The organism is Pedobacter sp. (genome assembly GCF_965279535.1).
GTDB lineage: Bacteria > Bacteroidota > Bacteroidia > Sphingobacteriales > Sphingobacteriaceae > Pedobacter.
On record NZ_OZ257244.1, the window covers coordinates 4,830,526 to 4,843,900 of the forward strand.

Annotated in this window: 8 protein-coding genes; 5 read left to right on the plus strand and 3 right to left on the minus strand. The window is 39.2% G+C overall.

Features of this window, described 5'->3' with window-relative positions; genetic code table 11:
* Positions 1-3,180, minus strand: coding sequence for a ligand-binding sensor domain-containing protein (locus tag ACQY77_RS20185; protein ID WP_421940520.1), 3,180 nt, complete (start codon positions 3,178-3,180; stop codon positions 1-3).
* A 528-nt stretch (positions 3,181-3,708) separates the two neighbouring features.
* Between ACQY77_RS20185 and ACQY77_RS20190 the strand changes: the two genes are divergently transcribed.
* Genes ACQY77_RS20190 through ACQY77_RS20205 form a run of 4 tightly spaced genes read left to right on the plus strand, consistent with a single transcriptional unit; the run spans position 3,709 to position 9,959 of the window.
* Positions 3,709-6,768, plus strand: coding sequence for a SusC/RagA family TonB-linked outer membrane protein (locus ACQY77_RS20190; protein WP_421940519.1), 3,060 nt, complete (start codon positions 3,709-3,711; stop codon positions 6,766-6,768).
* 10 nt (positions 6,769-6,778) lie between these two features.
* The gene (locus ACQY77_RS20195) at positions 6,779-8,449 is read left to right on the plus strand and encodes a RagB/SusD family nutrient uptake outer membrane protein (protein WP_421940518.1); all 1,671 of its coding nucleotides are present in this window, start codon (positions 6,779-6,781) and stop codon (positions 8,447-8,449) included.
* Between the two features lie 30 nt (positions 8,450-8,479).
* Complete coding sequence (locus ACQY77_RS20200) at positions 8,480-8,797, plus strand: hypothetical protein (protein ID WP_421940517.1); 318 nt, start codon at positions 8,480-8,482, stop codon at positions 8,795-8,797.
* A 55-nt stretch (positions 8,798-8,852) separates the two neighbouring features.
* Positions 8,853-9,959 carry a glycoside hydrolase family 88/105 protein gene (locus ACQY77_RS20205; RefSeq protein ID WP_421940516.1) on the plus strand — a complete coding sequence of 369 codons (1,107 nt, stop codon included), beginning with the start codon at positions 8,853-8,855 and terminating at the stop codon, positions 9,957-9,959.
* Positions 9,960-10,117: 158 nt separating this feature from the next.
* Here the strand turns inward: ACQY77_RS20205 and ACQY77_RS20210 are convergent, their stop codons facing one another.
* Entirely contained in the window at positions 10,118-10,633 is a 516-nt protein-coding gene (locus tag ACQY77_RS20210) for a hypothetical protein (protein ID WP_421940515.1), read from the minus strand.
* 202 nt (positions 10,634-10,835) lie between these two features.
* On the opposite strand from ACQY77_RS20210, the gene ACQY77_RS20215 reads away from it, so the two are divergent.
* The gene (locus ACQY77_RS20215; protein ID WP_421940514.1) at positions 10,836-12,470 is read left to right on the plus strand and encodes an ABC-F family ATP-binding cassette domain-containing protein; all 1,635 of its coding nucleotides are present in this window, start codon (positions 10,836-10,838) and stop codon (positions 12,468-12,470) included.
* A 153-nt stretch (positions 12,471-12,623) separates the two neighbouring features.
* Here the strand turns inward: ACQY77_RS20215 and ACQY77_RS20220 are convergent, their stop codons facing one another.
* Complete coding sequence (locus tag ACQY77_RS20220; RefSeq protein ID WP_421940513.1) at positions 12,624-13,370, minus strand: DUF3667 domain-containing protein; 747 nt, start codon at positions 13,368-13,370, stop codon at positions 12,624-12,626.
* Positions 13,371-13,375: the final 5 nt, after the last annotated feature.

Genomic DNA, 13,375 nt, shown 5'->3' on the forward strand with positions numbered 1-13,375 from the left:
TTATTTTATTTTTTTCCAGCTACTTAATTTGAATTCAAATTCCTGATGGATGGGCAAAGTTAGCTCAAATACAATATGGTTTGCCTCACCTTCAACCAATTTAAGCGAACCATTGTGCAAATCAGTAAGCGATTTGGCTAAAGAAAGCCCTATTCCTGTGCCAGGCTTATCTTTGCCATAAAGCCTGAAAAATGGTTCGAATATTTGTGCCTGATATTGTTGCGGAATGCCTTTTCCATCATTGATGAAGGTAATCCTGAAAAGACCATCAGCTTCATCAGGCTTTGCCAAGCTTACAATTGCTTTGCTTGTTCCGTATTTTATCGCATTAGATATGAGGTTGTTGCAAATCTTGATCAGCGCCTCCCGGTCAGCAAAAGCAATTACCTTATTTGTTGGGAGTTCCAGGTGCAGTGCAATATTGCTTTTTTGAGCCTCTTGTTTAAAAATGTCAATTTGTTCTTTCAAGAGGTTATTAATGTCTGTATTTACAAAATTTAAACCGAATTGGTGCATTTCGGTTTTCCTAAAATCGAGTAACTGATTGGTTAGTTTTGCCAAGCGGTTTGCATTTTTTTCAACCATAAGCAGATTACTTCTGAAAGGTTGTTCAGCTACCTGTTCCATCATCATTTCAACCGGGCCTAAAATCAAAGTGAGTGGTGTTTGAATTTCGTGTGCAATGTTTGTAAAGAATTCAATTTTGGATTGATAAATTTCTTTCTCCTTTTCGTGTTCAAAGAGCTGTAGTTTGTTTAGATTTTTGCGTTCGATATAACGGTGGTAGTAGCGAACTGCCAGGAAAAGTGCAACTGAAGTAATGATGAGATAACAAATGTAGGCGGTAATACTCTTCCAAAATGGTGGACGGATCTTGATAAAAAGCCGACGCTCTTTTCCTGTCCAGCTATCTACGTTGCTTTTCGCCCTCACTAAAAAAGTATAATTTCCGGGAGATAAATTAGTGAAATAAGCTCTTCTGTTATTGCTAAGATAAGTGGGAGACTGGTCTACACCTTTCATTAAATACTCATATCGGGTAACCTCAGGAGAGGAATAGTTAAGTGCTGCAAATTCAATATTGAAATTATTCTGATCATAAGCCAGTACAATGGTATCTGTATAGGAAATGGACTTGGTAAGCGGACTATTTTCAACATTAGGAAAAACTTCTTTATTGTTAATTTGAAAGCTGGTGATGAATGTAGGTGGGGCAGTTTCTTTTTGCTCAAAATCTTTAGGGTGGAAGGAAATCATTCCATTAACAGATCCAAAGTACATTTTACCTTTTGGATCTTTATAGGCCGAGCTGAAATTAAACTGGTCGGCAATTAATCCGTTAGATTTGGTGTATATTTTTATCTTTTCAGTACGTAAATCAAAACATATCAATCCTTTAAGTGAGCTGATCCAGAGTCTTTTAGCGTCGTCCTCCAGGGCGCGAAATAAGATGTTGGTAGGTAATCCATCTTCGGTTGTAAATTTTCTTAAGATCTTTTTATCCCGGCTTAAGCGAATCAGGCCATTTCCCTGTGTGGTAAACCACATGGCATGATTGCTGTCTTCCATGATACCGGAAACGGTAAAATCGTTTGATACCTTATCCCTGGTTTTTTCGCCGAAGCTGAAGTTGCCATGTTTACCTGTTTTTGGATGATAATAAAATGCACCACGTGTTTGACTTCCTGTCCATATATTACCAAAACTGTCTTCACAAATATCGAAAACAGAAGAGTTGGGAATTTGCTCCACCCTTTTAAAAGTTTTTTTAGATTGATCGAAAATAAACAGACCTGATTTCGGATTGTATCCAGTACCTACAAATATGGTGCTGTCTTTAGACACGTAAATAGAGAGCACAAAATCACTTGTTGGGTTATTTTTTTCAATGATGGTTTTAAACCTTTCCGTAACCAGGCCCCTTTTGATATCCATTATTTCCAGCCCATGTAAGAATGGCCCAACGAACAGCTGATTTTTAAAAGCGAACAGGCCATGGATATTGGGATAGGATACATCACCTTTTTTTCCTGAAGCTGTATAGTTGGTAAACAAGCCTGTAGCCAGATTAAACTTATTGATTCCGGCGTCTTCCGTACCTATCCATAAATTACCTTCTTCATCAGGGCAGATTTCTCTTACTGCATTGCCCGAAATGGAATGGGGATCCGAACTGGGATAATATTTTTCAAACCTCGCATTGCTCCTGGAAAAATAACTTAAACCTCCAAAGTAGGTTCCTGCCCACATGCTGCCTTCGTTGTCTTTGCAAACGGTGTAAACAGCATTGTCAGGAACTGCGTACGGATCACCGGTTTTCTTACGCAGGTTATGACTGGTATGCGTTGCTAAGTCGTAGATATAGATGCCTGATTCTGTTGCTATCCAATAGGCTTGTTTTTCGCCTGCGGTAATATCCCTGACATAAATGTCTGTATTATTGCTATTCCTCAAAATGAGCGACTTAATCAGGCCTGTTTTAGTATCATAACTTTTTAATCCCTGTTTAAAGCATCCTATCAATATCCTGTTATCGCCCAATGGAAATATTTTACTGATGGATCTGAGACTGGCCGGAATACGCTCATCAATAATTCTTACACTGGTTGTAGATTTCTTTTGAGGGTTGTACGTCAATAACTGTCCATCGTCATTTCCGATTAAAATATTTCCCTGTGCGCCCAGCGCGATACATGACCCTGAAATTTTCAGATCGATCACCTTATTTTGAACCTGGATAAACTGATGAAGCTGATTGTTCGCTAAAAAATAAAGATTGTTTTGCTGATCGGTTATGATATGGCTAATGTAATTTTTTGGAGCATGCTGCAGCGGGGTAAATACCTCATTGTAAGGATTATATTTGACAATACCACTCCCGGTGCCAACCCATAGCATTCCTTTTTTGTCTTCAACAAGGCTAATGATAATGTTGTTGCCAACATTCCCAAACTTACTGTTTTCATTCTTCAGTGTTTTAAAAGAATAACCATCGAAACGGTTTAAGCCACCACGTGTTCCTATCCAGATTAAGCCCTTTCTATCCTGAATGATGGCTTGTACTGAATTATGGGCCAGTCCATCTTCAGTTTGATACTGTCTGAAATAATGAGATTGTCCGCTGCAGGTATAAGCTGCAAATAAGGGAGCTATTAACAAAAAATATAATAGAAACCGCATAGTCAAGTAATACCAAATATATAGATAAATCGGATCGTCCTGAGGCTTAATTTCTTTGGAAAAATTCTGTAGTTAATCTTTTGTTGTGTTTTGTGTTGATATACAATGGGTTATGTTGTTGGTGGACGATATTTTGAGACATATCGACAAAAAGATGAACAATTTATGCTGGTACTTTTTTACAGGATTTGATTTTTCTTTATGGGTATCCGGGACTGATGGAAGTTATAACAAACTATGCTCCTTCCTGAGCGCATTTATCCCCAAACATGATATAAAACGACAAAAGAATGAACATTTTTTATGAGCTACATTCTTTTACTTTGAGAACAAGTAACCAAATATTTCAATGTACAATGTTGTCTTAAAAAGCCACGTTGTTAACCGATAATTGTATGCAAAAATGTCCTTTATCAAGCTGTTTCTTTTATGCCAGGCCGCCATCATCTCCGCCAAACCTATACGCTTTCTTAATCCCCTGATATAGAGTTGTATAAAGAAATATCCTAAATCCTAATCTAACCAACTATGAAATATAGAATTCTACTCCAAAGAATTATAAACATTACCTTTTTGCAAGTCCTTATAACGGCCTTCTTTTTTCCAGCTCTTGCTGCCGCATTTATTAAGGAAAGCAAAGGGCTGAAAAAAAGTCTTTTGATTCACAATCTTATCGACATTACCATTACCGGTAAAGTGACAGATGAAAAAAACAAAAGCCCGATACCTGGCGTAACGGTTAAAATAAAAAATGGAACTACTGTTGCCGTAACTGATGAAAACGGACTTTACAGGATAGCCGTTCCAAATGAACAAACCATCCTTACTTTTTCGTATATCGGCTATGATATACAGGAAAAACTTGTTGGCAACCTAAAAAATATAGATATCATACTTAAATCATCGCAATCCGATTTAGATGAGGTTGTGGTTGTAGGATACGGCACACAAAAGAAGGCAGATGTAACAGGATCTGTTGTGAGGGCTAATTTAGATGACTTTAGGAATGCACCCACTACCAACGTAGCCAACCTTTTACAGGGAACCGTTCCGGGATTAAATGTTGGCCAGGTTAACCGGGCGGGTTCAACACCATCCATTAATATCAGGGGACAAAATACATTGGGTGGAAATCAGAACGTACTCATAATTTTAGATGGGGTACAATATAATGGTTCTTTAACTTCCATTAACCCCGACGATATAGCCTCGATAGATGTATTAAAAGATGCCAGTGCAACGGCGGTTTATGGTGCGCAGGCAGCAAACGGTGTTATTTTAATTACCAGCAGAAAAGGAGCGAATGGCCGAACCAGGATCTCTTTTTCTACTCAATATGCCACCCAAAAACCAAACATCGATTTAAAGCCAATGGCCAGAGATGAATATTTAGATCATATTAAATATTTGTACTATAATGAAGCCTTTCTTGCTCCCGATTTTACCCAACCCAATCCGGCATTTAACCTGATCAGCAAAGTAGATCCATCCATGAAGGATAATCAGGGAAACCTCTTACCAAATGATTTTAGCTGGTACGATGAAGCCACAAAAACAGGGGCCATAGTAGATAACCAACTCAGTGTATCGGGCGGTACAGATAAAATCAATTACCTCTTGTCGGGAAGCTTGACCCGTAATTCAGGATTTATCAACAACGACATATTTAAGCGAAAAACGCTGCGGGCTAACATTGAAAGTAAAGCAACCAACTGGCTTACCATTGGCCTGCAATCTTTTGGAACTTTCGTAAATGAAGATGGAGTGGAACCCAATTTTAATGATATCAACCTCATGTCGCCACTCATTTTACCCTGGGATAATAATGGGGGACTGAAAATTAACCCCTTTAATACCAATTTAGTTAATCCCTTGCTCAGTTATGAGGCGAATGATTACGACCGTCATAATTACTTTTTTGCCAATATTTATGCCAATGTACAACTGCCCGTTAAGGGTTTGAGTTACAAAATAAGCTTTGGCAATAACTACCGCCTCGATATCAAAAATATCTCCAATATTTATGATGCTAACCTTACCGGACAGGCCTCTAAAGAAAACACCACTTATTACGATTATACATTTGACAATCTTTTAACTTATAACAAAACTATAGGTAAACACAATTTAACAGGCACCTTGCTATATGGCGCAATAGAACGGGAGAATAGCTACACCAGAGCTTATTCGACAGGTTTTTCACGGTTAACACTTGGCTATGATAATTTACAGCAGGGAACCAACAGATTTGCCATTTCAAACGCATTTAAAGAAGCCTTGAATTATCAGATGTTTCGATTGAACTATAGTTTCGATAGCAAATATTTATTTACCGGTACCATACGCAGAGATGGTTTTTCTGGTTTTGCAGAGAATAATAAATACGGTATTTTCCCTTCATTATCAGTAGGTTGGGATATTTCTAAAGAGTCGTTTTTTAAAGTAAGCTGGATAGATAATTTAAAATTCAGACTGGGTTACGGGGTTGCCGGAAATCAGACTTCCAGATACTCTTCCCTGGCAAGTGTTGGCGTAAATGCAGCCTATGTTTATGGCGATGGCAGTTCAACCGAGCTTGGCCAGCAGGTAAATTCATTACCCAATCCAGATCTAAGATGGGAACGAACTACAGGCGCAAATTTAGGTGTAGAATTTACCCTTTTTAAAAACAGGTTATCCGGAGTCGCTGAGTATTATGATACTAAAACTACAGATTTGCTCTATTCGGTTAATATACCGGTGTTAACGGGTTTTAATAACTACCTCACTAATATCGGGCAATTAAACAACAAGGGTATTGAACTTTCTCTAAACTCAAAAAACATCAATGGCACGAATTTCAAATGGACTTCTACCTTGAATTTTGCCAGAAATGTTAACAAAGTCGTTAAACTTTTAGGAGATCTCAACGGAGATGGGGTAGAAGATGACTTACCGCAAAGCGGGCTTTTTATTGGTGAATCAACGGCTGTAATCTATGATTATAAAGTAGATGGGATATGGCAAATAGGAGAGAAGATTCCTTCGGGGTATTCTGCAGGAACTTATCGCATTGTTGATCAAAACGGAGATGGATTAATTAATGCCGGCGACAGGGCGGTGCTAGGTTCATCGGCACCTGCCTACAGAATCAGCTTGCTGAACAATTTTCAGTATAAAAATTTCACCCTCAGCATATTCTTAAATTCTGTTCAGGGTGGAAATAGATCTTACCTGGCAGGAAATACCCCCAGACTCATCCGCGATGACAACTCCATTAGAAACAACTATTTGAGTGGGATAGATTTTTGGTCGCCTGATAACCCTGATGGTAAATATCCACGCTCGTTTGTATCAGCAACTTTAAATCCTTCGCTGTATCAAAATCGCAGTTTTGTACGATTACAAGATGTATCGCTCGCTTATAAATTCACTGGAAAGCTAATTGAACGCCTCAAACTGCAAAACTTAAACCTGTTTGTGAGTGGTAGAAACCTGGCCACATGGACAGACTGGGAAGGTTGGGATCCAGAAACCAACCAAGGACTAACCAATGATGGAAGGCCTGTATTTAAAGGATATTCAGTTGGTCTTAATGTTACATTTTAAACTAAAAGCGATGAAAAAAATAACTTTAACCATTATAGCTGCCATTACGATTTTATCTTTCTCCTGCAAAAAGTCTTTTTTGAATGAGGAACCTTTAGATTTCTTAACAACTGATAACGCTTATATCACTGTTAAAGATTTCGAGGCTTCCGTTAATAATTTATATGGCCGAGTGAGGAATGAATTTTACAGTAGTGGAGAGCAAAGACCCTTCGATTATGTGTTCGGTTGTGATCTCGTTTTTGATGGGCAACCCGCTGCCACCAGGCACACCAATATGGTTGCTGCCTATTCGCCGCTCAGTACCGAAATACCCTTAATCCACTGGACTTCTTTATATAAAATTGTTGCAGAATCCAATACCATTATAGATCGGCTTCCGGCTTCATCCTTAACTTCTGCCGAAAAAACATTAATGGAGGCCAGGGCTAAGTTTTTTAGAGGTATGGCTTACAGAACACTTGCTTATCTGTATGGTGGTGTGCCACTGAGTTTAACGGAAGCTGTATCCCCAAAAACGGATTATGTAAGGGCTTCAAAGGCTGCTGTATTAGACCAGGTAATTGTTGATTTAAAGTTTGCAGCTGCAAATTTACCAGCCATTAACGTGGTTCAGGATGGACAAATTAATAACCTGGCCGCCTATCATCTGTTATCAGAGGTTTATCTTGCAGCCGGGCAGTTTCAGAATGCAGTAGATGCTGCCACCGCGGTAATTGGTAATCCAAATGTAGGATTAATGACCACAAGATTTGGCGTGAAAGTATCCGATGCCAGCAAAAATGTTTATTGGGACCTTTTCCAGAAAGGAAATCAGAACAGGAAAAATGGTACGAATAAAGAGGCGCTTTGGGTAATTCAGTTTGAAACCGATGTGCCAGGTGGGGGAACGGTATCTACAGGGATAGCAGGTTCTTATCAAATGGAAAGGCATTTTGCGCCACAATTTTTAAACTTCAGGCTTGCAGGTAGCAGTGTTCAGCCTTTTCTGTATCCTATCAGTGATTACACAGGGGGCAGAGGTATAGGTTGGGCAATTCCTACCAGGCATTTTTCAGATGTAATCTGGCAAAGTGATTTTAATAATGATCTAAGAAATGCACCCTTTAATTTTGTTCGTGAATTTAAAGTGACTAATCCCGCACATCCTCGTTTTGGTCAAACCATATCAACAATTAATCCCCCGGCGGGAATAACCGTTCCAAGAAGGGATTTTTATCCATTTCAATCAAAGGTAACCACACCAGGGGATCATCCAGATGGAATGTTTCAGGACAAATCGCAGCTTCTTCTTAAGGCAAGTGCCGGAGGTACTTATGCTGATCAGTATATGTTCAGACTTGCAGAAACCTATCTCCTTCGGGCAGAAGCTTATTTAGGGTTAAATCAGTTGGGAAATGCTGCTACCGATATAAATGTAGTACGCAGCAGATCGAACGCATCGGCAGTGTTGCCGGCAAATGTAAACATCGATTACATTCTGGATGAACGCATGCGCGAACTGGGCTCAGAAGAAAAAAGAAGAATCACCTTAATGAGATTGGGTTTGGTTTACGACCGGGTGAAGAAATTCAATCCATACTATAGCGATATTCTGCCCACCTATAACTTATGGCCGATTCCTGCATCTGAAATCGAACGCAATAATGCTGCAAAGCTGGATCAGAATCCTGGTTATTAGTAGCCTGTTTAAACAAAAATGATCAAAAGAATGATAAAAAAAGTAGAAGTACTGATAGATCTTTTTGGTTATGGTATCTTAAACTTATCTGTAGATTATCATTTAAGTTATGTATCGGCTCTTCCAGGTGTCTATTGCACTGAATGCCATATTCATTCGTATAACCATAACGAGCATAGCTGGCTTTGTACACCCGATTTTAAATTTTTTGTTTCAGAGATTGAATCGGGAAGTGGTCATGTAATTCATTTTAATACAGATGGGTTGAGGGGTAAAAATCCCTATTATCAGACCATGTTAAATGTGGTTTCTGATTACATTTTTATGCGCGAGCGATTTTTTAATTAAGCTCATCCAGGCTTCAGGGAATTGTCTAACTATAAAATTTAACCAAATATAAACTATGTGTAAAAAATTATTTAGCCTTTTAATGATGATCATCTCCTGCCAGTTTTCCTATGGTCAGGGCAATGCTTTAAAAAACTTTCCGAAAGGGGCAGAACCTAAAGAAGTGGGGAAGCGTCTTGCTTATCGTTTTTTAGATCGTAAACATATGCTTCATGCAGGAAAATGGATCAGTTATCCGGAAACTTTCAATTGGAACGGGGCATTACAATACGCTGCTATAACCAAAGATAAAAAACTGCTATCTCTTTTAGAAGCTCGATTTGAGAAGCTAACCGCCCGGGAGAAAGCCTTATTACCGATCATGAATCATGTTGATTTGAATATGTTTGGAAGCCTTCCGTTGAAATTATATCAGATTACCAAAGATAAACAGTATTTAGATTTGGGAATGCCTTATGCTGATACACAATGGGCAGTTCCACAAAATGCCAATGCCCAACAAAAAGAATGGGATGACCATGGATATTCCTGGCAAACCCGTCTTTGGATTGATGATATGTACATGATTACTATTGTACAATCAGAGGCATACAAAGTCACAGGCGACCGTAAATACATTGATCGTGCAGCTAAGGAAATGGTTCTTTACCTGGATAAGCTGCAACGACCAAACGGGTTGTTTTACCATGCGCCGGATGTGCCATTTTACTGGGGCCGGGGTAATGGCTGGATGGCGGCGGGGATGACTGAACTTTTACGGCTTCTGCCTCAGGATAGTGAATATCGTGCAAGGATATTAAAAGGATATGAAACCATGATGAAAAGCTTAAAAAAATATCAGTCAGCTAATGGCATGTGGAACCAGTTAATAGATGAACCCGAATGTTGGGCTGAGACATCTGGATCAGCAATGTTTACTTATGCGATGATAACAGGAGTAAAGCATGGCTGGTTGGACGTGAAGGAATATGCTCCAGTTGCGCGTAAGGCTTGGCTAGCCATGATACCTTATATCAATGAGAAAGGCGATGTTGCAGAAGTATGTGTTGGAACGAATAAGAAAAATGATAAACAGTATTATTATGACAGACCACGGAATGTGGGTGATTCTCATGGACAATCTCCCTATCTCTGGTGTGTTGCCGCACTATTGGAAAAATAAGTTTGAATTTTGAAATCAGTTAAAAACAACATAAAGTGTGCTTTATTTGGTTTAGCTGCCACTGGCCTCATACAGTCGTAGTCGTACACTTTGAGCAGCCTGGGGCTTCGTCTCCAGGTTGCCTTTTATCATGAAAAATTAGAAGTCGCTTACTGCAATTAATCCTTAAGCCCGTTGGTTTCTTCAAATTTTACTTTTGCGCGATTTCTCTGCTGTTCGAGATTGCCCAGTTCCGTGTGTATTGTTAATCGTTTCCGGGCCAGATTGATCAATTCACTTTGTGCTTTTTTCGCTTTGATTGTGTCTTTACTCTGCGTTCCAGACAAGAGTTCGGCTTCCATAATGTCTACTTCCTTTAACCGCAATACCGTATTGTAATAATTCCTTACACTTTTTTTCAAAGGCAATGCATCGGGTAGATGATCGATATTGAGGCTTTCTACCTTTGCGATTTCTTTTTTTAACGATTGAGACTGTTGCTTTGCGAGTCTAAGCGCTAAATCGGGTTTGTCGGCAATCAAAGCCTCCAAACGTTTATCGTCAACCTGTTTGTCAATAAGGATCTGAAATATTTTTCTGTCAGTTGAATCGAGTAAGCTGAGATAGTTTTGCGCTTTTTTAGATTGGCACGAAAAAAGTGCAGATACGAAAAGAAATGCAATCAGGTATTTCATACGACAAGGATATGCTATTTAACATATTTTGAACGTTATTGTTTGATACTGCCCAGATCAGCAAGCCATGTCCGGTGTTTAACCTCCATCTTAAAGGTGATCGATTTTACACCGGAGTGCAGCAATTTGAAACCCTTTTATTTCTCTCCTCAAAATCCGATGTCTTTCCCTTATCTTTGCCAAAAAATCAATATTCCATACTGTGATTAATGTAAATAATATCTCCGTTTCATTTGGCGGAACCACCCTGTTCAGCGATGTAACCTTTTCCATAAACGAGAATGATAAAATTGCCCTGATGGGTAAAAATGGTGCGGGAAAGTCTACCATCCTAAAGATTATTGCTGATGTAGCCAAGCCAACTTCTGGTAATGTGACTGGCCCCAAGGATGCGGTAATAGCCTATTTGCCACAACATTTGCTTACTCAGGATAAGGTAACCGTTTTTGAAGAAGCCATGAAAGCTTTTGAAGAAGTAAACCAAATGCAGAAAGAACTGGATGAGTTAAATGAGCAGCTTACCATACGCACCGATTACGAGAGTGATGATTACATGAAGCTCATTGAACGCGTATCAGAACTGAGCGAGAAATTTTATTCGATCGAAGAGATCAATTACGACGCAGAGGTGGAAAAGGTATTAAAAGGCTTAGGTTTTGAGCGCAAGGACTTTTCTCGCCAAACTTCCGAGTTTTCGGGCGGATGGCGCATGCGTATTGAGCTGGCTAAAATTTTATTAAAGAAACCTGATCTGATTTTACTTGATGAGCCAACCAACCACATGGATATTGAAAGTATTCAATGGCTGGAAGATTTCCTCATCAACTCGGCCAAAGCGGTTATGGTTATCTCCCACGACCGTGCTTTTGTTGATAACATTACTAACCGAACCATTGAGGTTACCTTGGGTAGAATTTATGATTACAAAGCCAAATACAGCCATTACCTCCAGTTGCGTGCCGATCGTCGTTTACATCAGCTGAAAGCCTACGAAGAACAGCAACGTTTTATAGCAGATAACCAGGAGTTTATAGATCGTTTCAGGGGAACTTATTCCAAAACCTTACAGGTGCAGTCGCGTGTGAAGATGTTGGAAAAACTTGAAATTATTGAGATCGATGAGGTAGATACCTCAGCATTAAGGCTGAAATTTCCGCCATCGCCCCGTTCAGGTCAGTATCCTGTGATGGTAGAAGAGCTAACCAAAACTTATGGCGATCATGTAGTGTTCGAAAAGGCATCAATGGTTATTGAGCGTGGAGAAAAAATTGCTTTTGTAGGTAAAAACGGTGAAGGTAAATCTACGATGATCAAAGCCATTATGGGCGAAATTGATTATGAAGGAGGTTTAAAAGTAGGTCACAACGCAAAAATTGGATATTTTGCTCAAAATCAGGCTGCATTGCTTGATGAGAGCCTAACGGTATTCGAAACCATTGATCAGATTCCACTGAGCGATGGCACAATTAAAATTAAAGATCTTTTGGGTGCCTTTATGTTTAGCGGCGATGATACCACTAAGAAAGTTAAGGTACTTTCAGGCGGGGAAAAAACCCGTTTAGCCATGATTAAATTGTTGTTGGAGCCTGTAAATGTTTTAATCCTGGATGAGCCTACCAATCATTTGGACATGAAGACCAAGGATATCATTAAAGATGCTTTAAGAGATTTTGATGGAACACTGATTTTAGTGTCACATGATCGGGATTTCTTAGATGGGTTGGTAACTAAAGTATTCGAGTTTGGTAATAAGCGTGTTCGTGAGCACTTTGAAGACATCAAGGGCTTCCTGGCTTACAAGAAAATGGATAGCTTAAAAGAAATCGAACAACGATAAAAATATTGATATTTTAAAGCCATACCAATTGTCTTTCCTGCGCGGGAAAGACAATTAATATATTTTGCTCGAGGATGACCTTCCCTCGCTAATATGACCTTTTTACACAGTTTGCAACTTTGTGGTAAACCCTATCTAGATGTTGAACATTTTTTATTTGGTAAGGAACTTGATAACTCCGATCACCATGCCGATTAAGAACGATAATAGCATATAGGAGGCTGGTATCATAATGCTTCTAAAAAGAAGGGCTTTCTTACTGTAATCAAAAGCTGAGAAAAACTGGAAATAAAACCATATACTGTAAAGAAAACCAAATACCCCTGGAACAACAAGGTAAAGAAAAACAAGTACGTTTTTATCCCTGCAGAATACAGATGTTATAGTAACCAACAGGGCTACAATTAATTCGGCTATAATACGGTTTGAGTTGATTACAAGATGTTCTGAATAGTTGAGTTTCGCTTTTTTAAACCAAATAAAGCTAAAAAAAGAATAGATGGGAATGGCTATGATTAAAACCAATTTGGGGTAGGTGCTCATAAACCTCTCTACATCATTCATCATAGCTTTGCTTCCCTGAGGTAACAGATCCGATATTTTGCCATGTGCATATGGCGCAACCAGACCTGTTACGGTCAGAATAAGCAAGATGAGCGTAATAAAACTAAAGTAGTTAACCCTTTTCCCTTGAATAAACTCCCTAACACTGTGGCCTGGGCGGGTAAATAAGGCAATGAGGGTAAATAAGATGCCTTTGTCAACATGCCAAACACCATGCACGAGATCATGGGCCAGAAAATGTTGAATGGAATAACGATGTGTACTCGCTTTTTGCCCACAATTTGCGCAGAAATTATGGGTTAGCGGAGAAGTGCAATTCAGGCAATCTTGTGACATGGGGA

Coding starts and splice junctions, on each gene's coding strand:
- ACQY77_RS20185 (WP_421940520.1), bottom strand. CDS start 3,180: ATGCGGTTTCTATTATATTTTTTGTTAATAGCTCCCTTATTTGCAGCT.
- ACQY77_RS20210 (WP_421940515.1), bottom strand. CDS start 10,633: ATGAAATACCTGATTGCATTTCTTTTCGTATCTGCACTTTTTTCGTGC.
- ACQY77_RS20205 (WP_421940516.1), top strand. CDS start 8,853: ATGTGTAAAAAATTATTTAGCCTTTTAATGATGATCATCTCCTGCCAG.
- ACQY77_RS20190 (WP_421940519.1), top strand. CDS start 3,709: ATGAAATATAGAATTCTACTCCAAAGAATTATAAACATTACCTTTTTG.
- ACQY77_RS20195 (WP_421940518.1), top strand. CDS start 6,779: ATGAAAAAAATAACTTTAACCATTATAGCTGCCATTACGATTTTATCT.
- ACQY77_RS20220 (WP_421940513.1), bottom strand. CDS start 13,370: ATGTCACAAGATTGCCTGAATTGCACTTCTCCGCTAACCCATAATTTC.
- ACQY77_RS20200 (WP_421940517.1), top strand. CDS start 8,480: ATGATAAAAAAAGTAGAAGTACTGATAGATCTTTTTGGTTATGGTATC.